The sequence below is a fragment of the Labrys sp. E2SS-1L genome (genome assembly GCF_057073705.1).
This window is the reverse complement of record NZ_CP172712.1, coordinates 2270685-2295618: the sequence shown is the minus strand read 5'-3', so window position 1 is coordinate 2295618 and position 24934 is coordinate 2270685. Positions and strand designations below refer to the sequence as shown.

Sequence of the window (24934 nt, the reverse complement as noted above, 5' to 3'; positions counted from 1 at the left end):
TCGAACTCTTTCCGGGTGCGCGGACGTCCCGTCCGCCCTTCCTCTCCGCAAGCACACCGTTTCCAAGAGCGGCCGTCGCGACAATCGGTAAAGCCGATTGCGCGGCTACGTCCGCGCACCCGGGCATCATCACAACCTCGATATGGAGAGCGCGCCGTCGCAGGCGATGGCGCTGCCGGTGGCGAAGCCGAAGGAACTGCCGGCGAGCGCCAGCGCCATCTGGGCGACATCGGCGCCCTCCCCCCATCGCCGTGCCGGCACCACGCCCTGGTCGATCACGGCCTGGTATTTGTCGGCGACCACGGCGGTCATGTCGGTACGGATCACGCCCGGGCGGATCTCAAACACGGGAATGCTGTCCGGCGCCAACCGGACGGCGAGGTTCTTCACCCACATGGAAAGCGCCGCCTTGGAGACGCAGTAGTCAGCCCGCTCGGGCGAAGCCATTTCGGCGCTGACCGAGGTGATGAACAGGATGGAGCGGTTGCGCACGGGCTTTTGCGGCGGCGGCAGCTTCAGCATGGTGCGGGCAACAACCTGGCTGAGGAACATCGCTCCGCGCATGTTGACGTTCATCACCCGATCGAAATTGCCGGGTTCGAGGTCGAGGAGATCCCCGCGGACCGGCGAACCGATGCCGGCATTGGAGACGAAGCAATCGAGCCTGCCATAGCTCGACAGGACCTCGTCGACCAGGCTCTGATGGCTGGCGAGATCCGCGACATCGTTCTGGAAGAAAAGCGCCGCGCCGCCCGCCTGGCCGATCGCCAGTTCGGCATCGTCGATGTCGTCATTGTCGATGATGTCGGTGAAGGCGATGTCGTAGCCGCCTTCGGCGAAGGCCACCGCGATGGCAAGGCCGATGCCGCGCCGGGCACCGGTGACGAGGACGACGGGACGGCTCATCGGTTCAGCTCCGTTTCACGAATATGCTTGGCGGTCCGCAGGGACAGGGCAGCCACCGTCAGCGACGGGTTGACGGCGGCCGAGGTTACCAGGGTCGAGGCATCGGCGACGAACAAATTGCGATGGTCGAAGGCCCGGCCGAAGGGATCGAGCGGCGCCTGCCCGGGATCGGTGCCGATGCGGATGGTGCCGCATTGATGCGAGGGCGTCTTGCGATCGAACAGATGGGTGAGCACGATCGGAAAGCCGGCCTGTTTCAGGGCTTGGCGCATCACGACCTTCAGCCCTTCATGCGCGGTCATGTTGGAGCGGCGCCATTCCAGCACGATCTTCTCGCCGTCCAGCCGGACGCGGCTGGCGGGATCCGGCAGGTCCTCGCTCATGATCAGGAAGTCGATGGTCTTGCGGGCCACAGCGTTGAGGAGGAATTCGGGCACCTTGCGCAGGTCCGATTTCAGGATGGTGCCGGAGACGCGGCCGAGCAGCTGGACATTGCCGAGCGGCGGGCCGCCCTTGCCGTCGCCGAGATAGAAATCATTGAGCGCGAAGGTCTTCTGGTAGATCGAATCGTTGGTGAAGCGCGGATCGACACCGATCATCGCCGACAGATTGTGGTTCATGAAATGCCGGCCCACCAAACCGGAGCCGTTGGCGAGGCCCCCGGGCGCGGAGGCCAGCAGGATCGCCGCCGAGCGCACCGCCCCGGCCGCCAGCACGACGAGGCGCGGCGTGACGCGCTTGAGCTCACCGCCTTCGAGATACTCAACCGCCTCGATACGCCTGCCGTCCGGAGCCGGGATCAGGCGGCGGACCTCGCAATGGTTCTGCAGGCGTACATTGGCATGTTCGAGAGCCGGCAGCAGCGCGCAGGTCTCCGCATCCATCTTGCCGGTGCGCGCATCGGGAAAGGCGTCCCACGGTGTCCGCCCATGCGAGAGCCAGGTGTCGATATCGACGCCGAGCGGCAGGGAGAACGGCTTCAACCCGATGCGGGTGAGGCGTTCGCGTACCTCGGCGATCGCCCGCTCGTCGGGGACGGGCGGAAAGGCAAAGTCGCCGCTGCGAGGCGGCTCCGTCGGGTCCTCTCCTGCCCTGCCGCGTACCTTGAACAGTCGCTCGGCCTCGTCGTAATGGGGAGCCAGCTCGCCGTAGCGGAACGGCCAGGCCGGCGCATCGCCATCAGCATGGGCGATGCCGTCGAAATCCTCGGCGCGGTAGCGCAGCAATACCGCGCCGTAGAATTTCGAATTGCCGCCATTGCAGTAGTAATTGCCCGGATTGAACGGATTGCCGTCGCTGTCGTACCAGCTCTCTTCAGGGCGGAAGAAACCCCGCTGGAAGATCGCGCGGGCATCCCGGTTCTCCGGCCGGTCCGGCAATTGCCCGCCCTTATCGAGGACGAGGATCTCCGCCCCGCTCGGCGCCAGGGCGTGGGCAATGGTCGCCCCGCCCATGCCGGCGCCGATGATGACAATGTCAGGCGAAGGCATGAGACTTCCGATAAGCGCTGATAGGTGGTGAAAAACGCGACGCCGGCCGCTCCCTTCGCCCCGTTCTTACGGCGAGAAGGTAAGGATGAGGGGCAGCATAGCGGCCGCAAAATAGAGAATTGCGCAGCCCCTCACCTCCATCCTCTCCCCGCAAGCGGGGCGAGGGGGCACAAACGTCGAGCCGCGTTCTTTGGCCGGCCATCTCGCTCAACCCTTCAGCTCCCTCACATCCGCATGGAAGTGGTCCAACAAGCGGCCTACAGCCTCTTCCCGCTCGCCGGATCGAACACCACCGCCTTGTCGAGGTTGAAGGCGAAAGGCAGTTCCTGGCCCGGCGCCACCACGGCATCGGAGCGCATGCGTGCCGTGACCTCCTTGCCGCCGAGATGAGTGACGACGAAGGTGTCGGCGCCGGCCGGCTCCACCACGTCGACCACCGCGCTGACCGTCTCGATCGCCTTGGAATTGCGGTCAGCGCCATCATGGTCGGTGATCGCCTCAGGCCGGATGCCGAAGATCAGCTCGCGGCCATCCTCCAGAGGCACGTCGGCGATATCCTCCGGCACCGGCAGGCTGACGCCGCCTCCGCTCTTGTTGAGGATCTTCAAGACCGTCCTGCCATTCTCCCGCGCCGCCTTGGCCTGGATCAGGTTCATGGCGGGCGAGCCCATGAAATCGGCGACGAAGAGGTTGTTGGGCTTGTTGTAGATCTCGGCCGGCGTGCCGACCTGCTGCAGTTCGCCATCCTTGAGCACGGCGATCTTGGTGGCGAGCGTCATCGCCTCGATCTGGTCATGCGTGACATAGACGATGGTCTTGCCGGTGGTGGCATGCAGGCGCTTGATCTCGACACGCATGTCGACGCGCAGCTTGGCATCGAGGTTGGAGAGCGGCTCGTCGAACAGGAAGAGTTTGGGGTCGCGCACCAGGGCGCGGCCCATGGCGACGCGCTGGCGCTGGCCGCCCGACAGCTGCGAGGGCCTGCGGTCGAGCAGATGGCCGATCTGCAAGGTCTTGGCGACCTGCGCCACCGCCGTGTCGCGTTCGGGCTTGGCGACGCCACGCATCTCCATGCCGAAGGCGATGTTCTGCCCCACCGTCATGTTGGGATAGAGCGCATAGCTCTGGAACACCATGGCGATGTCGCGCTTGGAAGGATGCAGGTCGTTGATCTTGTTGCTGTCGACCCGGATCTCGCCCTCGGTGATGTTCTCCAGCCCCGCAATGGTGTTGAGCAGGGTCGACTTGCCGCAGCCGGACGGGCCGACCAGCACGAGGAAGCCGCCCTTGTCGAGGTCGAGATTGATCCCCTTGAGGATTTCGACGGCGCCGTAGCGCTTCTTGAGATTGTTGATTTCGAGAAATGCCATGGGGTCAGCCTTTCACAGCGCCCGCCATCAGGCCACGCACGAAATAGCGGCCGGCGACGATATAGACGAAGAGAGTGGGAAGGGCGGCGATCATCGCTGCCGCCATGTTGACGTTGTACTCGACCGCGCCGGTGGTGGTGTTGACCACGTTGTTGAGCGCCGCCGTCATCGGCATCACGTCGCCAGTGCCGGCGAAGGCGGAGGCGAACAGGAAGTCGTTCCAGATGTTGGTGAACTGATAGATCACCGTGACCACGAAGATCGGGATCGAATTGGGCAAGAGGATGCGCCGGAAGATCTGGAAGAAGGAGGCACCATCGACCATCGCCGCCCGCACGAGTTCGTTGGGGAACGCCTCGTAATAGTTGCGGAAGAACAGCGTGGTGAAGCCGAGGCCATAGACCACATGCACGAAGACGAGGTTGAAGGTCGAGGACCCGAAGCCGAGCGATGTGCCTATGGCCGACTGCAGGAAGGAGCCGATGCCGCCGAACTTGCCGAGCACCGTCGCCATCGGCAGCAGCACCGACTGGAACGGGATGAAGCAGGCGAACAGCATCATGGCGAAGACGATCTTATGGCCGGGGAAACGCCACTTCGTCAGCACATAGCCGTTGAGCGCGCCGAGGATGGTGGAGATCGCCACCGCCGGCACCACCATCTTGAGCGAGTTCCAGAAATAGCCCTTGATCCCTGCACAAGTGAGGCCGACGCAGGTCTCGTTCCAGGCCTTCAGCCAGGGCTGCACCGTCGGCGAGCTGGGCAAGGCGAGCATGTTGCCGCCCTGGATCTCGTCCATGGTCTTGAACGAGGTGGTCAGCATCACGAAGAGGGGCACGAGATAGACGAAGGCGAAGATCAGCAGCAGGCCGTAGATCACGACGCGGCTGACCCAATTGGAGCCGACCGGCCCCGCAACGTCCCGGGTGGCGGCGCTCATCACTTCTTCTCCCGCAATTCGGAATAGAGATAGGGCACGATGATGGCGCTGATCGTCATCAGCATGATCACGGCGCTGGCCGAGCCGATCGCCATCTGATTGCGCTTGAAGGTGTATTCATACATGAAGTTGGACGGCAGCCAGGCCGAGCCGCCGGGCCCACCCGATGTCAGGGCGACCACGAGGTCGTAGGACTTGATCGCCATATGGGCGAGCACGATGAAGGCGGACAAGAAGACCGGCCGCAGGATCGGGATGACGATGCGCCAATAGACCTGGAAGGTCGAGGCGCCGTCGATCTGGGCGGCCTTGAGCATCTCGCCGTCGACGCCGCGCAGCCCCGCCAGGAACATCGCCATCACGAAGCCGGAGGCCTGCCAGACGCCGGCGATCACCACCGTATAGATCACCCGGTCCTTGTTCTTGATCCAGTCGAAATGGAAGCTGGTCCAGCCCAGATTGTGCAGGGTCGCCTCGAGGCCGAGGCCGGGGTCGAGAAACCATTTCCAGGCCACGCCGGTGACGATGAAGGACAGCGCCATCGGGTAGAGATAGATCGGCCGCAGGATGCCCTCGCCTCGGATGCGCTGGTCGAGCAGGATGGCGATGAACAGGCCCAGCACCAGGCAGATGCCGACATAGAGCACGCCGAAGATCGCCATGTTGGTGATCGAGTAGTACCAGCTCGATGGCGGGTCGCTCTCGAAAGTCCAGCCCCACAGGCGCTGATAGGCAAGGCCTCCCGTCAGCTCATAGTTCGGGAAGGTCTTGGAATTGGTGAAGGACAGATAGACCGTCCACAGGATGAAGCCGTAGACGAACACCAGGATCGCGGCGAAACTCGGCGCCAGCACGATCTTGGGCAAGGCATCCTGAAGTTTCTCGCGCAAGCCCGGGCGAGGCGGCGCGCTTGTCGTAGCCAATGTCATGAAGGTTCCCCGCTTATTGTTCTTGTGCCCCCGAGAGCCTATCGACCGGGCGCAAAAACGGCGCCCGGTCGGTTCGCTTCTAGTGGAAACGCTCGCTTCAGCGCTTACTTGGCTTCGTCGATGGCCTTGACCAGCTGGGTGACGGCCTCGTCCGAGGTCTTGATCTGGCCGTTGAAGAACTTGTCCACCACGTCCTTGTAGGCGGTGGCGACGGCCGGCGTGGCGCCATAGCCCTGGGCGAGCGAGCCGAACAGCGTACCGCCGTCATTGGCCTTCTTCAGATCGGCGATGCCCTTCTTGCCGCAAGCGTCGAAGTCGGTGTCCGGCACGTCGGTGCGCGCGGGAACCGAACCCTTGACCACGTTGAAGGACGACTGGAACGACTTGGACAGCGTTGCCTTAGCGAGCGCGAGCTGGGCTTCCTTGCGATCGTCGGGAACCGCGAACATGCCGAACATGTCGGAGTTGTAGACGACGCTGCCATCCGTGCCCGGGAAGCGCATGCAGATATAGTCGGTGCCCGGGGTCTTGCTGGCGGCCTTGAATTCGCCCTTGGCCCAGTCACCCATCACCTGCACCAGGGCATCGCCCTTGATCACCATGGCGGTGGTCAGGTTCCAGTCACGGCCCGAGAAGTTGGGATCGACATAGGCCTTGAGCTTGGCCAGATTGTCGAAGGCCTTCTTCATGGTGTCCGACTTCAGAGAGGCTTCGTCGAGGTCGTTCATCGCCTTCTTGTAGAATTCGGGGCCGCCCGTCGAGAGCACGACCGAGTCGAACATGGTGGCTTCCTGCCAATCCTGGCCGCCGAGGGCGAGCGGCGTCACGCCGGCAGCCTTGGCCTTATCGAGCAGGGCGATGAAGTCGTCGAAGGTCTTCGGCTCGGTGCCGCCGATCTTGTCCATCACCGCCTTGTTGATCCACAGCCAGTTGACCGAGTGGACGTTGACCGGGACGGCGACCCACTTGCCGTCATAGACGGCGAATTTCTGCAGCGGTGCCGGCACGGCCTTGTCCCAGCCTTCCGACTTGGCAAGCTCGGTCAGGTCGCCCATCTTGCCGGCGGCAGCATAGTCGAGCACGGTATAACCCAGCATCTGGGACGCCGTCGGATTGTTGCCGGCCGCGACCATGGCCTTCAGCGCGGTCATGGCGGCATCGCCACCGCCGCCCGCGACCGGGACGTCCTTCCAGGCATAGCCTTCCTTGGCCAGATCCTGCTTGAGGACGTTGAGCGCGGCTGCCTCGCCGCCCGACGTCCACCAGTGCAGCATCTGCACTTCCTTGGTCTGTGCCTGCGCTGCCCCCACGAAGCCGAGGCTAGCGGCGGCGAGCGCCACGCCCGCGATCAATTTGGTACGAACGGTCATCTAATCCTCCCATGACCTTATGATGCCGGATACGTTCCGGCGACGTCTCAATCGCCTACCGCGGCAGCCACCAGGCCGTACGCGGTCCGCAATGAAGATGCATCGTCTTTTCCTCGGTGTAATCCGCCGCGGCATTGCGGCCGAGTTCCCGTCCGATCCCCGATTGCCGGAAGCCGCCGAAGGGCAGTTCGGCGGCGCCGTCCATGAAGGTGTTGGTCCAAACCGTGCCCGCCTTGAGGCGCCTGGAGATGCCGACGGCCTTGTCGAAATCCCGGCTCCAGACACTGGCCGACAGACCGTAATCCACGCCATTGGCGATGGAAACGGCTTCGTCCGCGCTGGCGAAACGCATCACCGTCGCCACCGGCCCGAACACTTCGTCGCGGGCGATCGCCATCGAGGCGCGCGCGCCGGCCACCACCGTCGCCGCCATGAACTGGCCGGCCTCGCTTTCCAGGCGGTTTCCTCCCAGCGCGACCTCGGCTCCTTCCGCCCGGGCGTTGGCGACATGCCCCTCGACCTGAGCCAGATGCTGCGGCGAAATCAGCGCACCGACCAGAGTGGCCGGATCCAGCGGGTCGCCGACCACGACCTGGCGGGAGCGCTTGACGAATTCGGCCTCGAATTCGGCTGCGATGTCCTGATGGACCAGCAGGCGACTGCCGGCATTGCAGCATTCGCCGGCGTTGAAATAGGAACCGAACACGGCGGCATCGAGCGCGGCGTCGAGATCGGCGTCCGGGAAGATCAGTTGCGGGTTCTTGCCGCCGAGCTCCATCGACAGCTTCTTCAGCGTGCCCGAGGCTGCCGCCATCGCCGCCTTGCCGACCCGGGTCGAACCGGTGAAGGAAACCATGTCGACGCGTGCATCCGTGGTCATCGGCCCGCCGATCTCGGGGCCGTAGCCGGAGAGGATGTTGACCACGCCTTCCGGCAGGCCGGCCTCCGCCAGCAAATGGCCGAGCAGCAGGGTCGAGCCCGAGGTCATCTCGCTCGGCTTGACCACGGCGGTGCAGCCGGCGGCAAGCGCGAAAGGCAGCTTCTGGCTGACGATCAGGAAGGGGAAGTTCCAGGGCGTGATGATGGAGACCACCCCGATCGGCTCGCGCATCACCAAGCCGAGCTTGTTGGCACCGATGGTGTTGTAGCTCTCGCCATGCAGGTCGCGGGCGAGGCCCGCCGCATAGCGCCAGATGTCGACGGCGCCGGCCATCTCGCCGCGGGCCTGGCTGATCGGCTTGCCAGCTTCGAGGCTGTCGAGCGTGGCGAAGATCTCGAGCCTTTCCTCGATCAGGTCAGCGACCTTGTGGAGGAAGCGCGAGCGCTCCGCCCCGGTCAATGAGGGCCATGGCCCGTCATCGAAAGCTTTGCGCGCCGCAGCGAGGGCGCGATCGAGATCGGCCGCACCCGCCTGCGGATAGAGGCCCACCCGCTCGCCATGACCGGGGCTGAGGCGTTCGATGGTCCGCCCCTCCGCGGCAGGCTCGAAGGTTCCGGCGATGAAAAGCTGGTGCTCACGGGGGATGCCGGCGAGCGCGGCGGCGAAACGGGCCTTGTCGAGGCGGACGGCGATCGTCACGGTCATTGTCCCTTGAACTGGGGCGCGCGCTTCTCGACGAAGCTGGCGACGCCCTCCTTGAGATCGTCGGTGTAGGAAACCAGCGATCCCGCCAGGATTTCGATGGCGGCGGCAGCATCCTCGCCCTCCGCCGCATTGATCATCTGCTTGGCCACGGCATTGGCGATGGGCCCGCGCCCGGCGATCTTGCGCGCAAGCTCGTGTGCTTGCGCGAGCCCCTGCCCCTTGGGCGCGATCTCATCGATCAGGCCGAGCTGCAGCGCCCGCTCGGCCGTGACGATCTCGCCGGTCAGGGCAAGGCGGCGCACGGCGGCCGCGCCGAAGCGGGTGACGAGGCGCTGCGTGCCGGACCAGCCCGGCACCATGCCGATACCGGTCTCGGGCAGGCCGAACTTGGCCTGCTCTTCGGCGACACGGATGTCGGCCGTCGCTGCCAATTCGAGGCCTCCACCCAGCGCATGCCCATTGATGGCTGCGATCAGGGGCGCACGCAGCCGCGTCAGGCGGTCGAAGACGCGATGGCCATCGCGCACCCAGCGCTGGCCCATATCGAGGGCCGAGAGCTTGCCCCAGGCCGCAATGTCGCCGCCCGCGCAAAAGCCCTTGCCCTCGCCGGTGAGGATGGCGGCACGGACGGAACCGTGGGCGTCGATCCGCTCGGCCGCGATGGCCAGCCCCGATATCATCGCCTCGTCGAGGGCATTGAGTTTTTCGGGACGCGCCAGCGTGATGATGGCGATACCGTCTTCGATGTCGAGACGGACGGGATCAGACATGGCGGTCCCTCGATAGCATTGCTCCAACACCCCTCATCCCCCTGCCGGGACCTTCTCCCCTTGCGGGAGAAGGTCCCGGCAGGGGGATGAGGGGTGAAGGCACCGACCCATCACGCCTGTCCTCCCCTCAAATCCAGCCCGATCGCTTCCGGCTGGAACAGAGCCGCATCCATCACCCTGAGATCGTCGGCGACACCAAGCGGGAACTCGGCCTGGGCCAGGATGTCGCGCTGGAGGTCGGCGCCGGGCGCAATTTCCGTGACCACGATGCCCTTGTCAGTCAGCTTGAGCACGCAGCGCTCGGTGACATAGGTGATGTCCTGGCCCTGGGCGACGGCGCGGCGACCGGAGAAGGAGACATGCTCCACCGCCTCGACCAGTTTCCTGACCTTGCCTTCCCTGGCGATGACCAGCGCGCCGTTTTCGACGGCAAGGCCGGCGGCGGCGGTGAAGAAGCCGGAGAAGATGATGCGCCTCGCCCGGGCCGTGATGTCGACGAAGCCACCCGCCCCCGCCGTCACATGCGGGCGCACACCGAGCTTGGAGACGTTGACGCTGCCCTCGCGGTCGATCTGCAGGAAAGAGAGCAGCGAGGCATCGAAGCCGGCGCCCTGGAAATAGGTGAACTGATAGGGCGAAGGCATGATCGCCTCGGCGTTGGAGGCACAGCCGAACTGGAAGTCAAGCAACGGCACGCCGCCGACGGCGCCCTGTTCGATCACCCAGGTCACTTCGCCATGCCGGCCCTCCTCGATCAGGATGCGTGGCACATTGGCCGAAATGCCGAAGCCGATATTGACGGCATCGCCGTAACGCAATTCCTGCGCCACCCGGCGGGCGATCACCTTGGAAACGCCGAATTCGGGGATCTCGAAGCTCGACAGCGGGCGGAAGATCTCGCCCGAGATCGCCGGCTCATAGGACGTCTGCGTCGTCTGCATCTGGTCCGGCGCGACCACGATGGCATCCACGAGCACGCCCGGCACCAGCACGTTCTGCGGCTTGAGCGTGCCGCTCTCGGCGAGGCGCTTCACCTGGGCGATGACGATGCCGCCATTGTTGCGCACGGCGAGTGCCTGGTCGAGCGGGCCGAGATAGCCGCCCTCATGCTCATAGGAAAGATTGCCGCGCTCGTCGGCCGTGGTGGCGCGGATGATGGCGACATCCGGCACGATCGTCTTGAAATAGAGCCAGTCCTGCCCGTCGAACTCGACCTTGCGCACGATCGGCGCCTCCGCCGCCCGCTGGTTCATGGCACAGCCCTCGCGAGCCGGATCGACGAAGGTGTCCATGCCGATCTTGGTGAGCACGCCGGGGCGCTTGGCCGCCGCCTCGCGATGCATGTCGAACAGGATGCCGGAGGGGATGTTATAGGCGGGGATCTCATTGCCGGTGATCATCTTCCAGATCGCCGGCGGCTCGGCCGAAGAAGGACCGGACGGATAGGAGCCGCCGAGGATACGGGCGAGCAGGCCCGGCTTGGCGATGTGGTCGATGCCCTTGATGCCCCACATGTCGCCGGCCGCGATGGGGTGCAGGGTGGTGAGGTTGCGCGGGTGCCCGGCGGCATCGAAGCGGCGGCCGATGGCGGCGAGCATCGCATCCGGACAACCGAGGCCGGAGGAGGAAGAGACGGTCACCACGGCATTGTCGGGGATGAGCGCGGCAGCCTGGTCGGCGGAAAGGACTTTCGGGAAGGCCATCGGATCAGAGCCCCGGCTCGACGGCGACTTCGCGGCCCGTTTTGGCCGATTTCAGCACGGCCAAAGCCAGGGCCATCGAACGGATGCCGTCCTCCCCCGTGGCCGACGGGGTTCCCTTGCCGCGCACGGCGTTCTGGAAATTGGCGACGCTGCGGACATAGAGATTTTCCGGCTCGAAGGGCAGCTTGTGCTCGCCGGACGCATTACGCAGCACCACTTCGCCGACGGGCTTTTGCGTCATGCAATCGGTGCCGATCAGGGAGCCTTCGCTGCCGTGCACTTCGAAGCCTGTCTTGGCATAGGCGGTGGTGAAGGCGTCGTGGAACTGTGCCAGCAACCCGCTCTCGAAGCGCACCACGCCCATGACGCCGTCCTCGATGCCGGCGCCGCCCATGCCGCCGTGCTGGGTGAAGGCCGTTGCCGCCACCGGCTCCTCGCCGAGCACGAAACGCAGCGTGTCGGCATCATGCACGGTGATATCCATCACCACGCCCGAGCCGGCCTTGGCATCCTTGATGCGCCAGCCCTGCAGATGCGGCGGCAGGTAGACGGCGTGGAAGACCCGGGCGAACAGCGGCTTGCCGATCTTGCCGGAGGCGACGGCATCGCGCATGGCACGGAAGGCGGCGGCATTGCGCAGATGGTGGTTGGTAGCCATGACGACGCCGGCTTCCTTGCAGGCGGCGACCATCCGGTGCGCATCGGACAGCTTGAGGGCCAACGGCTTTTCGCACAGCACGTGAATGCCGGCCTTGGCAGCTGCCAGGGTCTGCGCCTTATGCTTTTCGTTGGTGGTGGCGATGTAGACCGCATCGATATCCTTAGCGAGCAGGGTCGCAAGGCTGCGGGTCGAATGGGGAATGCCGTTCGCCTTGGCGTAGGCCTTACCGCGCTCCGCGTCGGAAGACATCACGCTGACGACCTCGCCACCCGTCTCGCGAATGGCCCCGATCATCCATTCCCTGGCGATGGTCGTGGCGCCGACGATCCCCCAGCGCAAGCCTCGTTTTGAAGCTGCCACGCTCTTACCCGACGCTGGCTGGGCCATTATGCCGTCTCCTTCAAGATAGTACGTCCATGAGCGCCGCAGGATTCACGCACCACCAGACGGGTCGTGCCGATGAAGGACATCGCTTCCGGATCGGCGCCGTCGATCAGGCCAAGCAGGCTGCGGGCCGCGCGCGTGCCCATGATCCTGGTATCGGCATTGACGGTGGTGAGGGGCGGGGCGTTGTGCTCGGCCTCGACGATGTCGTCGAAGCCGATCACCGCGAAATCGACGCCGACGCGGATGCCGCGCAGGCCGAGGGCGCGGGTCGCCCCCATCGCCACGATGTCGTTGTAGCAGAAGGCTGCCGTCGGCCTGTGGGGGCTCGCCAAGGCCGCCGCGATGGCTTCGGCACCGCCGGCCCGTGTCGGCATGGCCTCGCAGATCAGTTCGTCGGTGAGCGGCAGCCCAGCTGCGATCAGCGCGTCCCGATAGCCGGAAATGCGCTCCTTCTGGGTGGTCATGCTGCCGAAGCCGCCGAGAAAGGCAATGGAGCGGTGGCCGAGCTTGATGAGATGGCTGACGGCCTCGCGGGCGCCGGCACGGTTGTCGGGGCCAATATAGGGCAGGCTGCTGCCCTCGACCCGGCGCATGGTCAGCACCATCGGCAGGGAACGCGGCAGCGTCTCGGCCAGCGACCAGACATCCGTGCCGCGGGCCGGGCTCATGATGATGCCGGCGACGCCGTGCTCGCGCAGGGATTGCAGCACCCGGGTCTGCCGCTCGACATCCTCGTTGGTGTTGGCCAGGATGGGCACGAAGCCCATATTGTGCAGCCCATCCTCGATGCCGACGGCGAGTTCGGTGAAGAAGGGGTTCATGAGATCCGAGATCACCATGCCCACGAAGCTGGAGCGGGCGGTGCGCAGGCTCGCGGCCGAGCGGTTGTAGACATAACCGAGCTGGTCGATGGCCCGCATGACGCTCTCGCGCGTGGCCGATTTGACGAGGGGGGAATCCTTGAGCACCAGCGAAACGGTCGACTTCGACACGCCGGCCGCCCTGGCAATATCGATGATCGTCGTCGCCCGGCCTGCGCCGCGCTTGCCTCCGCTCATCCTCACGCTCCCTCCGCCGACCTCTTGAATGGATCGGTGCTCCTATTTTTTTGGAACGTTCCTATGAATATGTCAATACCGCTTTCGAGTACCCATGAACTCATTGAAATAAAAGAATAAATATTCCCCCACATGAAATATCCTTGACTTTGGAACGTTCTAATCGACATGCTTATCCCCAGGGCGCGACGCCTTGGCCTATTTTCACCGGCATCCTGTGACGATCTTGTCGGGGCGCTGCTTTGCAGCCGATTCCCCCGCAAACGCCGGGCATCGGACGAAAAATGGCACGGGCGTCAAAGAAGCCGGATGGGAGAGGAACGAGGAGAGGCCGATGAGCGCACTGATATTGCCTACTGTCGACGGCAGCCTGGAGGCCTATCACTACGGGCCGTCCTCCCCCTACCCGCTCGTCCATACCGGCAATTTTCCGCGTACCCTCTATGCGGCCGCCCATGTCGTGGCCGATCCCCGCCGCCTCGAGGACCCCTGGCGTCGGCCGGCGGTCGACTGGGAGGCGACCTTGCGTTTCCGCCATCATCTATGGGGGCTCGGTTTCAAGATCGCCGAAGCCATGGACACCTCCCAGCGTGGCCAGGGCCTGGACTGGCCTGCCGCCGCCGAACTGATCGAACGCTCGTTGGCCGAGGCCCGCAGCCGGCCGGGCGCGGACCTTGCCTGCGGCGCCGGCACCGATCAGCTCACCGCCGAGGCCGCCGAAACGCTCGACGATGTCATCCGCGCCTATGAAGAACAGATCGCCCATGTTGAAAAGCATGGCGGCCGCATCATCCTGATGGCGAGCCGGGCACTCTGCCGGCTCGCCAAGGGGCCGGACGACTATCTTGCCGTCTATGGCCGCCTGATCGGCCAGACCCGGGACAAGGTGATCCTGCATTGGCTCGGCGAGGCCTTCGACCCGGCGCTCGCGGGCTATTGGGGCTCGCAGGCGTTCGAGCCGGCCATGCAGACGGTGCTGGAACTGATCCGCAGCCATGCCGGCAAGATCGACGGCATCAAGATCTCCCTGCTCGACGCACAGAAGGAAGTCACCCTGCGCCGGCTGCTGCCGGAGGGCGTGGCGATGTATACCGGCGACGATTTCAACTATGGCGAACTGATCCAGGGCGATTTGCAGGGCTTCTCGCACGGGCTGCTCGGCATCTTCGACCCGATCGCGCCGGCCGCCGCCGCGGCGATGGACCGGCTCGCGGCCGGCAACGAAGAAGGCTATCGCGTCATCCTCGACCCGACCGTGACCCTGGCCCGCCGCCTGTTCGAGGCGCCGACCCAGTTCTACAAATCCGGCGTGGTGTTCCTGGCCTGGCTCAATGGCTTCCAGTCGCATTTCCGCATGGTCGGAGGCGCCGAGTCCGCCCGCGGCATCGTCCATTACGCCGATCTCTTCCGCCTGGCGGACAAGGCCCAGCTTCTGGTCGACCCCGAAAAGGCCGCCCACCGCATGAAGCTGCTCTGTGCCCTGAACGGTATTGGATAACTCCCCAAGCGCCCGTGACGAACCATGACGGCGCTGCGCCCCGTGCTATGCAAAGGGCGATCGATCGGAGTTGTCATCACCATGGTCATGGACATCCTGGCACGGGCGCGGAACCTTTTGCTGTCGCCGTCAGCCGAATGGCGAATTATCGCCGCCGAGGCGACCAGCGTCGAACGCATCTATCGGGACTATGTCCTCTATCTCGCCGCGCTCGGTCCGATTGCCGGCTTCATCGGCACCTCGCTGATCGGCATCGACGGCGCCCGCATCGGCCTGGTCAGCGGCCTTGTTCTGGCCGTCCTGCGTTACGTGATCACCCTCGCCATGCTCCATGTCATGGCAATCGTGATCGATCGGCTGGCTCCCCATTTCGGCGGCAGGTCCGACTTCCTCAGCGCCTTCAAGCTTGCCGCCTACGGCATGACGGCGGCCTGGCTCTCCAACGTCTTCACGATCGTTCCGGCCCTGGGACTGCTCGCCATCGTCGGCCTCTACAGCGTCTATCTCCTGTTCGCCGGCGCTCCCGTGCTGATGCGGATCCCCACCATGAAGACACCGATCTATACGATCGCGGTGGTGCTGATCGGCCTGCTTCTCAACTTTCTGGTGGGTTCGGTATTGGCGGCATTGCTCGCGCCGCCCTTCTTCCCGGGCTGAGGGATTTGGCTCGACAGGAACCGGCAGGCGGGATAGAAGGATCTAAATTTAGAATTATTCTAATCTAGGTTCGCCATGAAACGTTTTTCCGATCTGAACGAGGCCGAGGTCCTGGCGCTCGCCATCTCCAACGAGGAGGAGGATGCGCGCATCTATCTGCAATTCGCCAATCGCCTGCGCGCCGATTTTCCAGGCTCCGCCAAGATCTTCGAGGCGATGGCGCAGGAAGAGCATGGCCATCGCCACCGCCTGTTGGAGACCTACACAGCCAAGTTCGGCGATACCCTGCCCTATATCACCCGCCAGGACGTCAACGGTTTCCTCAAGCGCAACCCGATCTGGCTGCTCGACAATCTGCGCATCGACGCGGTGCGCGAGCAGGCCGAGACCATGGAGCTGGAAGCTGCCCGGTTCTACGCCAAGGCGGCGGAACGGGCCCATGACGTCGAAATCCGCACCCTGCTGGCCGATCTTGCCGAAGAGGAAAAGCGCCACGAAAGCCTGGCCGAGACGCTGGAATCCAAGCTGCCGGCCGACCAGAAGCGCAGCGAGGACGAGACCTCCCGGCGCCTGTTCGTGCTGCAGATCGTGCAGCCCGCCCTGGCCGGGCTGATCGACGGCTCAGTCTCCACCCTCGCCCCGATCTTCGCTGCCGCCTTCGCCACCATGAACTCCTGGGACGCCTTCCTGGTCGGCCTCGCCGCCTCGATCGGCGCCGGCATCAGCATGGGACTGACCGAAGCCCTGTCGGACGATGGCGAGATCACCGGGCGCGGCCACCCCTGGGTACGCGGCGCTGCCTGCGGCGTGATGACCACGGTGGGCGGCCTCGGCCATACCCTGCCCTATCTCATCCCCGATTTCTGGGTGGCAACCGGCGTCGCCGGCTGCGTGGTCGTCTTGGAACTCATCGCCATCGCCTGGATCCGCACCCGCTTCATGGCCACGCCCTTTACCTCGGCGATCGTGCAGGTCGTCCTCGGTGGCATCCTGGTGCTGCTCACCGGCATCCTGATCGGCAGCCAGTGAGGGGCGCGCTTAGAAACAAGTGTGCTGTCATCCCCGGCGAGGCCGTAGGCCGAGGCAAGGGGATCCAGGAGCCGATAGGGGCAATTTGTGGCCCCTGGATTCCAGTCACAAGCGCAGCTTGTGACGATACCCTCGCCCTCTCTCGCTTCACTCGCGAGCGGCTCCGCCGGGGATGACAGTGCGATCCGAGCACTTATTTCTCAAGCGCCCCCGCAGATACCCTCACCCCTGTTTCCACATCCAGCGCAGATAGAGATAGAGCAGGAGGCCGCTGACGAATGGGCCGATCCCCGGGATGAGCAGGGGGAAGATCAGGATCGCGGCGATCACGAGCAGGCGCTTGGGCGTAAAGCGCAGCTTCCTGCCGGCCCGTGGGCCTGAAGCCCCCTGTGCCTGTCCCGTCGCCTGGCTTGCCGGCGACGGCGAAGTTTCGGAGGTGGCGCGGCGCAAGGCACTTTGTGCCACGGCCTGCCGAGCGGCCTCCGCCTTCCGCTGCGCCTGTTCGGCCTTTTTGGCCTCTTCGCGCGCGAGAGCCGCCAGCACGGGATCGAGAGCCGGCGCCGGCCTTTCCGCCGGCAGCCAATGATTGCCCGCAGGCGCCCGCCCGGCCGCAGCGGCGGCGCGGAAAGCCGCCGCACCGCCTGGCTGCTTCGGCCTCTCAGCTGGCGCAGCATGCGCCGCAGCAAGACGGCGGGCACGTTCCAGCAAACCGGCTCCCTGTTGCGGATCCACCATGGCCGCGAACTGGCCAAAGCCGAGCAAGGAGCGCACCACGTCCTTGCCCGGGCCGAAATGGCGGCCAGCCGGCCCGTATCTTTCCACCTGCTGCAGCACCGCGCGATAGCGACGCAGGAGGGGACGGGGCACGGCGACCCGTTCATTGACCGTGAGGCCCGTGACCTCCTGATGCCCCGAGCGGCGCATGACGCGGGTCTTGTCGGGATGAATGATGAAACCCTCACCGACGACGATCCCCTGCACCGCCTTCAGCAAGGTCCCGATCTTCCTCGCCGCTTCACCGGACGCCGAGAAAGTGAGGTCGTCGGCATAACGGCTATAGGTATAGCCGAGTGTCCGGGCGAGCCCCTCCAGCCGCCGGTCGAGCCGCCGGCAGACGAGGTTGGTAATGGCGGGGCTGGTCGGCGCGCCCTGCGGCAGCAGCCTGGGCCCGTCAACGACGAAATGGCGTTCGCCGTCCAGTTCCACCTCGTCGACCTTGGGCTCGGTGCAGAGCAAGGCGAGCGGAATCGCGGCAGCCTCGCTATAGCCCAGCGCCTCGAACAGTCCTTTCACGCGCCCATAGGTCAGGCTCGGGAAGAAATCCTTGAGGTCGAGATTGACGACCACGTCCTTGCCGACATGATTGCGCGCATTGGTCAGGATCGAGCGCCCGGGCACGAAGCCATGCGCCGCCTCATGCAGGCCAGCCTTGGCGAGGATGTTGTCGAGCACCCAGTATTGCGCCCGCTTCAAGCGTGGCATCGGCGCCGAGATCAGGCGCTCTCCACCCGTTTTCTTGGGAATGCGGAAGCGCTGATAATGGCTGACGCTCGATACGGCGCGGTTGAAGGTGAGGAAGCGCAATTCGCCGAGAGAAATGCCGATCCGGTCGGCCAGTACCTTGGCATCGGCGATTTCAGGCAGGCCGGGCAATCGAGGCTTCTCGGCCTTCGTGGCGCCCAGCCCGGCGGACACGCCCTCCCCCAGATAAAGCACCTCGCGCTGGCGCCTGATGTGCCAGGCCTCGGCCCGGTCCTGGCGCGCCTGGGCATGGCGCCGCCTGGTCTCGGTCCGCCGCGCCAGGGCCTCGGCCTTGCGGCGCTTGTGCATCTCCTTGATCGCCCGCTCCGGATCGCTCCACAGGGCATTCTGGCGCTGAAGCTCGCCGAGCTCGCGCATGGCCTCGCCGCGCTCGCGGATCGCCGCGGCGGCCGGGCTCGGTGCAGCCGTGCCATCCGGCCAGAAGCCGAGTCGGATCATCTCTTCGAGAATGACCTCGTCCTTGGAGGATTCGCGGATGCGGTCATAGAGTTCCTGCCGGGTCAGGGTTCCCGGTGCGACACTCTGGTTCATGCCGCCTCCCGCCATTGGGGACGAAGGAAGGCATCGCCATGGGGAACCGGAAGGGGCGCAGGCCGGACTGCCTTCGTCTCGTCCAAGGACTGGATCAATCCACTCGAAGCGGGGACGCCTACCGGTGCGCTATTGGGTTCAAGGAACCCAATCTGCAATAGCGCACCGGTAGGCAGTCCCCGCCCAGTGAAGATTGGGCCAGTGATGCGTGCACGGTCATGTTGCAAGGACGGCGATACGCCGCCCGGGTTGCAAGGTCCTGACCGGCCCGCGCCCTTCCGATAAGTGAGGTAAGCGCATCCGCTCACCGATTTCAAGCCAAGGTGCTGTTCCCGGCGGAACACAGGTGAGAAAGTCCCAACGTGCCGGCACACCGGCCCTGGCGACGCTTCGGTAAACAAGGGAAGCCTCATGCCGCATCTCCCTTGTCCTGCGCCACGCTCTCGACCTCGGCATGGAAGATGCGCCTGAGCGCCAGCATGTGCTCGCAAGGCCCGCGCATCATCTTGTTGTGTCCGTAGAAGTGACAGCTGCAGCGTGCCTCGACCAAGCGGTCGTCCGCATCGATCGTGAGCGCGACGCTTTCCTTGCGGGCATTGTCGAGCACCGTGCCGGTGACGATGCGCCGGCCCTGATTGCGGTCGACGCCGGCGATGGTGACGAGGTTGGCCTCGACCAGGCGGTCAGCGCTGGCCTCCTGCTCGCTGGCGAAACGCAGCTGCGACGGCGCCAGGGGCTCGCGCGTGAGCTCGCGCCGGCGATAGATGCCCTTGTCGAGGTCGAACATCACCCGCCCTGCCTGGGTATAGGCGGTGAGAGCGGCCTGCACCATGCTTTCCTCCAGGCCGAGATCCCGGGCGAGGTCCCGCGCCGGTGCGGCATGCCGGTCCCCGAGTGCGGCGAATACGCGCTGGGCCGTATCGGCATCCACCTTGTGACGGGGAGCCAGCAGGTCGAACTGGCCGGCCGAGGACCAGTCATTGGCCGTCCAGCCGGAAAGGCCGAGTGTGAAGCGGATGCCGCCGAAATCGACCACGAAGAAGGAAGGAAGCCCCGTGCCGGTGAGATGCACGCGCACACTGCGGGCAAGCGGCAGCGCCCTTTCCAGGATGGCAAGACGGCGCCGGCCCCAGATCCGGATCTCGCCCCCTTCCCGCCCCCGATAGATCGAGCGCCGGAAGGTGAGGCGTTCGCCCCAGGGCTCGACCACGACCTCGACCGGCGCGTCGGGCTTGAGCAGGAAACGCAGCGAGCGCGGACCGACACGCTCCTTCCTGCGGGCAAGGGTGCCCAGGATATTGGCGAGATCCATCGGATGGAGGTCGAAGACATGAGCCGGCAGGGTCATGGCACTCGAGACCTGCAGGAAGCCGCGCACCCAGCTGTCGGGCAGATCAATCTTTTCTTCGCGAAAGGCGTTGTCGTCGGCGGTCTGCACTTCGAAGCCGGATGGGTCGATGCTCAGCGTGGTGTCGCGATAGGTACGGATCTTCTGGAATTCGTCATAGAGCGCATGGCTGTAGTCGATATTGGTGGTGCCGAACGCCATCTCGCCGAGCTGCTCGAACACGTCATGATCGCAGGACAGGCGCCCATAGCTCGATTCGTCCAGGCTGAAGCACTCGAAGAAGATCTCGTCCGGATGCACGGTGATGACCGGATCGAGCACGATCCAGGCATCGCGATTTTGCTTGTAGAGATAGTTGAAATAGGCCTGCCGCGCCGTGAAGAACGGTTTCATCAGGCGCTGGCTCTCGTCATCGAGCGTGCGTATGCGCTGGCGCAGCGTCTCGATGCGCGGTTTGAGTTCCTCGCGGCGGGCGGCCGCCTCGGCCAGCAACGCTGCCTCGTTCTGCTTCAGCCATTCGAAATAGGCGGTACGATCGCGCGGCTTGAACCGGAGATCCGAGACCACGACATGGTGCAGCGCGGAGATCGCCTCGCGAAAGGCGAGGTGCCGCGCGACCTTCCCGGTGAAGAAGGTCGGCTGGCGCAGCGTGTCGGGCGCGAAGCCGAAAGTGGACGCCGCCGCATCCGTGCTCGCGCGGCTTTCGCCGAGAAAACGATAGACGAAATTCATGCCGCACTCTCCTGCGAGGCGGTACGCATCGCCTGGCGGGCCGGTGCCACCCGGACAGGCAAGGCGATTTCCGGCCACCGGCGAGCGATGTCAGTGAGGATGGCCAGTGCCGGCGCCCGGTCCTTGGCAACGGAGCTGAGAGTTACATCATGCAGGAGGCGCCAGATCGCCTGCGCCCTGTCCTGGCTGCCGAGCGCCTCGCGCCGGAGCGCGGCGAACACGCGGTCCTTGGCGATCCGGCCACGATTGACCTGCATCAGGATGATGCGGGCCTGCGTCAGGAAGGTCGCGAACATTGTCGGATCCGCAAGGCTCTGTCCGGTGATCAGTTCGGTGACGAAGAGATGGAAGCTGCCGGAGGCGTGTTCGAGCACACGCGCGAGCACCATGCCGGCATCGCCCGAATCCAGGCTTCGGCGCAGCAATTGGCGCGCACTCTCCTGCACGGCCGGTGAGGTGGAGTCGGCCATCACCGCCAGCGCCGCGGCCGGCAAGGCGCCATCCGGCCAGTTCAGCAATTGCCGCGTTGCGGGTACGCGAATGTCTTCCCACTCGCTTTCGACCAGCAGCACCGCATCTTCAGGGGCGGCCAGGAAGCGGGCCTGGTCAGCCTCGAAGGCGTTAAGAGCAAAGGCCCGTACCGCCGCGAAGGGATGATTGCCGAGCCGGGCCAGCTGCTTGATGGAAAAGCGCGAAGCGTCGGTTTGCCCGAGCGCCCGAGCACCAAGCAGCCGCGCGCCTTTTGCTCGCGCCTGCAACAGGCGCCAGAGCGTCGACATGTCCAAGCCGGCGAGAAAACCGGGCAGGCTCGCGGCAAAAAGCTCGACCATATCGGCCGCATGCCCGTCGGAGGGTTCGGCGCGGAACAGGCTATCGATCAGCCTGTCCCTGAGGGCTTCGGCAAAGCCGGGATCATGCGCAGCGAGCCGGGTTATCAGCGGGCGGGCCGCGGCGCGCAGATCCGCATGGGCGCCGGTGGCGGCCGCCAGGATGGTCTGGCCCTGCGCTGCGAGCTCGGTGTCGTCGAGCCGCGCGAGCAGGCGCATCGAGGCGGACCGCACCGGCAGTGATTCGGCTGTGAGGACGGCCTCCCAGAAGGGGCGCGGCAGCTCGCCGGGGCGAATCGGCGTGACGGCAAGCAGTTCGATCGCAGCCCCCTGCACCACGCCGGCCTTGTGGCCCGTCAGTGCCTCGACGGCGGCCGGGGGCAGCGGGCAATCATGGGCGGGCCACAGAACGGGCAGCAGGGACAGGGCAAAGCGCAGGCCGGCAAGCTGGCGCTCGTCCGGTTCGGCCGGCAGGGCCCCGAGCCAGGCTGCGAAATCCTCGGTCAGGCGGACCCGCTGCTGCCGGCTCGGCGGGCGCTGTTCCAGCCAATCGCGGGTCTCCTGCTGCATGCGTGCCTGCGGGGTGAGCAGGGCCGCCAATGCCAAAGCCGGTTCGGACCAGGGCCATTCGGGACGCCCGCCGATCGCCCGGATCGCCAACATGTGGGCCTCGGTGACGTCGGCCTGCATCAGGGCCGCGATCAGGGTGGCATCAGCCTTGCCCTCGTCGATCAGGCGGCGGGCAAGCGACACCGCCAGGCCAAGCACCTCGGCATAGGGCGAGGTCAACAGATCCGGGATCGCGGCAGCATCCATCGCCACCGATCGTGCAGGCCCCTCCCGCAGGGCCTGCACGGCAAAGAGCGCCGCGGCCTGGTAGCGTGCCCCTGCGGCTACCCGCAGCAGGCGTTGCGGCTGGGCGTCCCACAAGGCCGGAAACGCCTCCCCGCGCCCATCCGCGCCCGCTTCGTCGGCAACCGAGAAACTCAACCTGTTCGGACGGAAGCGCACACCGGGCTGGTTGCGATGAAGCAGCTGGCCAAGGCTCCAGATCCGCCGCAGCGCGGGATGGTAGAGCGTGCGCCGCTGATACCGCCCATCGACCTGCACGAAATATTGCTGCTCATAGGCCTTCTCGCCATCGGCGTCGCCGAAGGCCAGCAACAGGTCGCACGCCATCGCCGTGAAGGCATCCTGACCGAGTTCGCCGCGCTTGCGCAGGCTGCGCCAGGCCCGGCGCTTGAAGTAAAGCAGCGTCTGCTCCGACAGTGCGACGCGCGGCGTGACGCTGGCCTGCTCCTCGCTGAGCTTCACGGGCTTGCGCTGGCCCGGGAGCCAGACCTGGCCGCGATAGGCGTAGCGATACATCGGCGTGGCCAACTCGAACTGGCGGGCCGTTGCCGCAAAGAGCGGACCATCATCGGTGAGATCGGCATATTTGAACAAGCGCCGCAGCACCTGCACGAAGGGAGGCCGGGCAGAAACGACGGCGAGCCCCGCCAGCAGGGCCTTGCGGGCCGTGCCGTCGACAAGCGCGCGATGGGCAAGGGCAATCAGGAACTGGTTGGCGAAGCCAGGCTGCTGCGTCGCAGCGGCAAGCAGCACCTCGACCAGGGCAGGACCGTTGGCAGCGGCGATCGCCGCCTCGATGGCCGCCGCCTGCGCCGCATTGTCGGCCCTGGGCAGTACGAGGCGTGGCGGCTGGCGGGCCGGGCCGAGGAGATCGCTGGCAAGGGCATAGGCGGCATAGTCTCGCGTCACCGCGCTGACATTGGTCTCGGCGATGCCGGCCAGGAGCCCGGCCGCATCGGCGCCGCCGCAACGCGCCAAGGCATGCACCAGGCTGTAGCTCGCCTGGCTCGGGCCGAGCTTTTCGGCAATGGCGGCGAGCTGCGGCCAAGCGGCCTTCAGGCGGATGACGCCGAGGCGCCAGAACAGGCGATCACGTTCCTTGGCGGGCCAGGGCGAGCGGAGGCAGGAGGCAAGCTGGTTGAGCAACTCGCCATCGCGCCCGCCAACGGGAACCTCGCCCGCCGTTTGGGAGGCCGTAATGGCCGGAACGTCCTCGCCCATGCGGCGATAGCCGTCATTCACCTTTGAAATGACGACACTGTCATAAAGCTTTTCTGCCGACGCCAATACGACCGGAGAAGGTGTCTTCGTACCATCCCGCAGCGTCTTTCCACGCCTGCCATATCGAAAATTGACGAGATAGCGCTCTTCAACTTGTGCGTGTTCGAGATCGACGAGATCCACCTCGTAGATCTTGTCTGATGTCCCCTCCTTCATCCATAGGCGGACAGAACGGACGAGTTTCATTACCACCCCATGGATGCATATTTCGATGAAGGTGTGGCAAGTTCCGCCTCCGGCGTCAATCGGCTGCATGCATCAGGCGATACCGAGGAAACACCGCTGACAGGCCAGCGCGGCATCATGGCCGTTGCCGTCGGCGCGCCGGCACGGGATAAGGGAGCTTTCCATCCCGTGATCGGACAAATGCAATGCCTGATATCGACGTCTATCGCCGCGAACTCGCGGCCGCCTTCCGCCTTGCCGCGAAGTTCGACTTCAACGAGGGCATCTGCAACCATTTCTCGGTGCAGGTCCCCGGCGCCGAAGAGCGGTATCTCTTCAATCCTTATGGGGTTCACTGGTCGGAGATGCGCCCGGCCGACCTTCTCCTCGTCGATGGGCAAGGGCAGATCCTGGAGGGCGAAGGCGAACTGGAGGCGACGGCCCGCAACATCCATATTGCCGGGCATCGCGCCAATCCGCGCCATCTTTGCCTGCTGCACACCCATATGCCCTGGGCCACCAGCCTCACCATGATCGAGGGGGGCCGGCTCGAAATGGCGCACCAGACGGCGGCCCGCTTCTACGGCCGTACCGCCTATAACGACGAATTCGGGGGCTTTGCCTCGGGCGAGAAGGAAGGCGAGCGCATCGCCAGCTCCGCCAAGTCTGACCAGAAGGCCGACATCGTCTTCCTGGCCCATCATGGCGTCATCGTCGGCGGTCCGTCCGTCGCAACGGCCTTCGACGATCTCTATTATCTCGACCGGGCCTGCCGGCAGCAGGTGCTGGCCATGTCGACCGGCCGGCCACTCAAGCTCATTCCCCAACAGGTCATCGAGAGCACCGCGCGCGAATGGATGACCGTGCTCGATCACCAGGCCAAGCTGCATTTCGACGCGCTGATGCGGATCGACGGCCTATGACCACCCTGCGCTGGGTCCGGATCCGCCAGAACGCCAGGGCAGAATTGTGGAAGCTCGACAAGCCGCTGCCCGAGGGTGGCGTGGCGACCTTCTATCGCGGCCGGCTCTTCGAACAGAAGGGTGGCGAGCGGATAAAGCTGGACGAGGAAGCCAAGTTCACCGAGGCCGAGCCGGCCTTGGCCTGGTTCGAACGCCAATAGAGCTCCCAAGGCCGTTTGCGCATCGCATGAGCTATGCGCTGAGCGTGGATGACCGGCGGACGCGCCCTGCACGGCCGATGATGTAGTCACTGCCGCCCTTCGCAGGTGCAGCATGGACTGTCCTGCTCTTCTTCAGGGAATCGGCTCGAGCAATAATCAAAGAAAAAGCCGCCGGGAACC

Annotated in this window: 19 protein-coding genes; 5 read left to right on the top strand and 14 right to left on the bottom strand. The window is 65.3% G+C overall.

The features are described from left to right. Nucleotides 1–129: 129 nt before the first annotated feature. The 11 genes from ACIGJE_RS10605 to ACIGJE_RS10555 all read right to left on the bottom strand — a co-directional run bounded on the left by ACIGJE_RS10605 (nucleotide 130) and on the right by ACIGJE_RS10555 (nucleotide 13169). The gene (locus tag ACIGJE_RS10605) at nucleotides 130–906 is read right to left on the bottom strand and encodes a 3-ketoacyl-ACP reductase (protein ID WP_311933703.1); all 777 of its coding nucleotides are present in this window, start codon (nucleotides 904–906) and stop codon (nucleotides 130–132) included. Continuing rightward, nucleotides 903–2396, bottom strand: a complete 1494-nt coding sequence (locus ACIGJE_RS10600; RefSeq protein ID WP_483680024.1) for an FAD-dependent oxidoreductase — start codon at nucleotides 2394–2396, stop codon at nucleotides 903–905. The genes ACIGJE_RS10605 and ACIGJE_RS10600 overlap by 4 nt, the downstream gene beginning before the upstream one ends. 257 nt (nucleotides 2397–2653) lie before the next feature. Continuing rightward, nucleotides 2654–3766, bottom strand: coding sequence for an ABC transporter ATP-binding protein (locus ACIGJE_RS10595; protein ID WP_149254129.1), 1113 nt, complete (start codon nucleotides 3764–3766; stop codon nucleotides 2654–2656). Between the two features lie 4 nt (nucleotides 3767–3770). Next, the gene (locus ACIGJE_RS10590; protein WP_311933707.1) at nucleotides 3771–4706 is read right to left on the bottom strand and encodes a carbohydrate ABC transporter permease; all 936 of its coding nucleotides are present in this window, start codon (nucleotides 4704–4706) and stop codon (nucleotides 3771–3773) included. Continuing rightward, nucleotides 4706–5635 (bottom strand): carbohydrate ABC transporter permease, encoded by a 930-nt coding sequence (locus tag ACIGJE_RS10585; protein ID WP_311933708.1) that lies wholly within the window; start codon nucleotides 5633–5635, stop codon nucleotides 4706–4708. Before ACIGJE_RS10585 ends, ACIGJE_RS10590 begins: the two co-directional genes overlap by 1 nt. A 104-nt stretch (nucleotides 5636–5739) precedes the next feature. Continuing rightward, nucleotides 5740–7005, bottom strand: a complete 1266-nt coding sequence (locus tag ACIGJE_RS10580) for an ABC transporter substrate-binding protein (RefSeq protein ID WP_311933710.1) — start codon at nucleotides 7003–7005, stop codon at nucleotides 5740–5742. 55 nt (nucleotides 7006–7060) lie between these two features. Continuing rightward, a complete protein-coding gene (locus tag ACIGJE_RS10575; protein ID WP_483680020.1) occupies nucleotides 7061–8590 on the bottom strand; it encodes an aldehyde dehydrogenase family protein in 1530 nt (509 codons plus the stop codon). After that, complete coding sequence (locus tag ACIGJE_RS10570) at nucleotides 8587–9360, bottom strand: enoyl-CoA hydratase/isomerase family protein (protein WP_367624194.1); 774 nt, start codon at nucleotides 9358–9360, stop codon at nucleotides 8587–8589. Before ACIGJE_RS10570 ends, ACIGJE_RS10575 begins: the two co-directional genes overlap by 4 nt. A gap of 110 nt (nucleotides 9361–9470) precedes the next feature. Then, a complete protein-coding gene (locus tag ACIGJE_RS10565) occupies nucleotides 9471–11063 on the bottom strand; it encodes an acyl CoA:acetate/3-ketoacid CoA transferase (RefSeq protein WP_367624195.1) in 1593 nt (530 codons plus the stop codon). A gap of 4 nt (nucleotides 11064–11067) precedes the next feature. After that, nucleotides 11068–12111 (bottom strand): Gfo/Idh/MocA family protein, encoded by a 1044-nt coding sequence (locus tag ACIGJE_RS10560; protein WP_367624196.1) that lies wholly within the window; start codon nucleotides 12109–12111, stop codon nucleotides 11068–11070. Then, on the bottom strand, nucleotides 12111–13169 hold the full coding sequence (locus ACIGJE_RS10555; RefSeq protein WP_311933718.1) for a LacI family DNA-binding transcriptional regulator: 1059 nt from the start codon (nucleotides 13167–13169) through the stop codon (nucleotides 12111–12113). The genes ACIGJE_RS10560 and ACIGJE_RS10555 overlap by 1 nt, the downstream gene beginning before the upstream one ends. Before the next feature lie 334 nt (nucleotides 13170–13503). Here ACIGJE_RS10555 and ACIGJE_RS10550 point away from each other — a divergent pair, with 334 nt between their 5' ends. The 3 genes from ACIGJE_RS10550 to mbfA all read left to right on the top strand — a co-directional run bounded on the left by ACIGJE_RS10550 (nucleotide 13504) and on the right by mbfA (nucleotide 16353). Next, a complete protein-coding gene (locus tag ACIGJE_RS10550; RefSeq protein ID WP_311933720.1) occupies nucleotides 13504–14667 on the top strand; it encodes a dihydrodipicolinate synthase family protein in 1164 nt (387 codons plus the stop codon). Nucleotides 14668–14748: 81 nt separating this feature from the next. Then, a complete protein-coding gene (locus ACIGJE_RS10545; protein ID WP_483680017.1) occupies nucleotides 14749–15324 on the top strand; it encodes a Yip1 family protein in 576 nt (191 codons plus the stop codon). A gap of 75 nt (nucleotides 15325–15399) precedes the next feature. Then, nucleotides 15400–16353 (top strand): iron exporter MbfA, encoded by a 954-nt coding sequence (mbfA, locus tag ACIGJE_RS10540; protein ID WP_415083437.1) that lies wholly within the window; start codon nucleotides 15400–15402, stop codon nucleotides 16351–16353. A gap of 222 nt (nucleotides 16354–16575) precedes the next feature. On the opposite strand, the gene ACIGJE_RS10535 is transcribed toward mbfA, so the two are convergent. The 3 genes from ACIGJE_RS10535 to ACIGJE_RS10525 all read right to left on the bottom strand — a co-directional run bounded on the left by ACIGJE_RS10535 (nucleotide 16576) and on the right by ACIGJE_RS10525 (nucleotide 23652). Beyond that, complete coding sequence (locus ACIGJE_RS10535) at nucleotides 16576–18426, bottom strand: reverse transcriptase family protein (RefSeq protein ID WP_415083439.1); 1851 nt, start codon at nucleotides 18424–18426, stop codon at nucleotides 16576–16578. A 409-nt stretch (nucleotides 18427–18835) separates the two neighbouring features. Further along, nucleotides 18836–20506: an SWIM zinc finger family protein gene (locus ACIGJE_RS10530; RefSeq protein WP_415083441.1), complete on the bottom strand. Its 1671-nt coding sequence runs from the start codon at nucleotides 20504–20506 to the stop codon at nucleotides 18836–18838. Next, a complete protein-coding gene (locus tag ACIGJE_RS10525; RefSeq protein WP_415083443.1) occupies nucleotides 20503–23652 on the bottom strand; it encodes a hypothetical protein in 3150 nt (1049 codons plus the stop codon). The genes ACIGJE_RS10530 and ACIGJE_RS10525 overlap by 4 nt, the downstream gene beginning before the upstream one ends. 185 nt (nucleotides 23653–23837) lie before the next feature. Between ACIGJE_RS10525 and ACIGJE_RS10520 the strand changes: the two genes are divergently transcribed. Then, nucleotides 23838–24554: an aldolase gene (locus ACIGJE_RS10520; RefSeq protein ID WP_311933729.1), complete on the top strand. Its 717-nt coding sequence runs from the start codon at nucleotides 23838–23840 to the stop codon at nucleotides 24552–24554. Next, the gene (locus tag ACIGJE_RS10515) at nucleotides 24551–24754 is read left to right on the top strand and encodes a hypothetical protein (protein ID WP_311933730.1); all 204 of its coding nucleotides are present in this window, start codon (nucleotides 24551–24553) and stop codon (nucleotides 24752–24754) included. The genes ACIGJE_RS10520 and ACIGJE_RS10515 overlap by 4 nt, the downstream gene beginning before the upstream one ends. Nucleotides 24755–24934 lie beyond the last annotated feature (180 nt).

Bases quoted from the DNA above. Each gene is read 5' to 3' on its own strand.
- ACIGJE_RS10530 (WP_415083441.1), bottom strand. From the start codon at position 20,506: ATGAATTTCGTCTATCGTTTTCTCGGCGAAAGCCGCGCGAGCACGGAT.
- ACIGJE_RS10590 (WP_311933707.1), bottom strand. From the start codon at position 4,706: ATGAGCGCCGCCACCCGGGACGTTGCGGGGCCGGTCGGCTCCAATTGG.
- ACIGJE_RS10570 (WP_367624194.1), bottom strand. From the start codon at position 9,360: ATGTCTGATCCCGTCCGTCTCGACATCGAAGACGGTATCGCCATCATC.
- ACIGJE_RS10575 (WP_483680020.1), bottom strand. From the start codon at position 8,590: ATGACCGTGACGATCGCCGTCCGCCTCGACAAGGCCCGTTTCGCCGCC.
- ACIGJE_RS10560 (WP_367624196.1), bottom strand. From the start codon at position 12,111: ATGGCCCAGCCAGCGTCGGGTAAGAGCGTGGCAGCTTCAAAACGAGGC.
- ACIGJE_RS10585 (WP_311933708.1), bottom strand. From the start codon at position 5,635: ATGACATTGGCTACGACAAGCGCGCCGCCTCGCCCGGGCTTGCGCGAG.
- ACIGJE_RS10600 (WP_483680024.1), bottom strand. From the start codon at position 2,396: ATGCCTTCGCCTGACATTGTCATCATCGGCGCCGGCATGGGCGGGGCG.
- ACIGJE_RS10550 (WP_311933720.1), top strand. From the start codon at position 13,504: ATGAGCGCACTGATATTGCCTACTGTCGACGGCAGCCTGGAGGCCTAT.
- ACIGJE_RS10525 (WP_415083443.1), bottom strand. From the start codon at position 23,652: ATGAAACTCGTCCGTTCTGTCCGCCTATGGATGAAGGAGGGGACATCA.
- ACIGJE_RS10520 (WP_311933729.1), top strand. From the start codon at position 23,838: ATGCCTGATATCGACGTCTATCGCCGCGAACTCGCGGCCGCCTTCCGC.
- ACIGJE_RS10535 (WP_415083439.1), bottom strand. From the start codon at position 18,426: ATGAACCAGAGTGTCGCACCGGGAACCCTGACCCGGCAGGAACTCTAT.
- ACIGJE_RS10605 (WP_311933703.1), bottom strand. From the start codon at position 906: ATGAGCCGTCCCGTCGTCCTCGTCACCGGTGCCCGGCGCGGCATCGGC.
- ACIGJE_RS10580 (WP_311933710.1), bottom strand. From the start codon at position 7,005: ATGACCGTTCGTACCAAATTGATCGCGGGCGTGGCGCTCGCCGCCGCT.
- ACIGJE_RS10595 (WP_149254129.1), bottom strand. From the start codon at position 3,766: ATGGCATTTCTCGAAATCAACAATCTCAAGAAGCGCTACGGCGCCGTC.
- ACIGJE_RS10555 (WP_311933718.1), bottom strand. From the start codon at position 13,169: ATGAGCGGAGGCAAGCGCGGCGCAGGCCGGGCGACGACGATCATCGAT.
- mbfA (WP_415083437.1), top strand. From the start codon at position 15,400: ATGAAACGTTTTTCCGATCTGAACGAGGCCGAGGTCCTGGCGCTCGCC.
- ACIGJE_RS10545 (WP_483680017.1), top strand. From the start codon at position 14,749: ATGGTCATGGACATCCTGGCACGGGCGCGGAACCTTTTGCTGTCGCCG.
- ACIGJE_RS10565 (WP_367624195.1), bottom strand. From the start codon at position 11,063: ATGGCCTTCCCGAAAGTCCTTTCCGCCGACCAGGCTGCCGCGCTCATC.
- ACIGJE_RS10515 (WP_311933730.1), top strand. From the start codon at position 24,551: ATGACCACCCTGCGCTGGGTCCGGATCCGCCAGAACGCCAGGGCAGAA.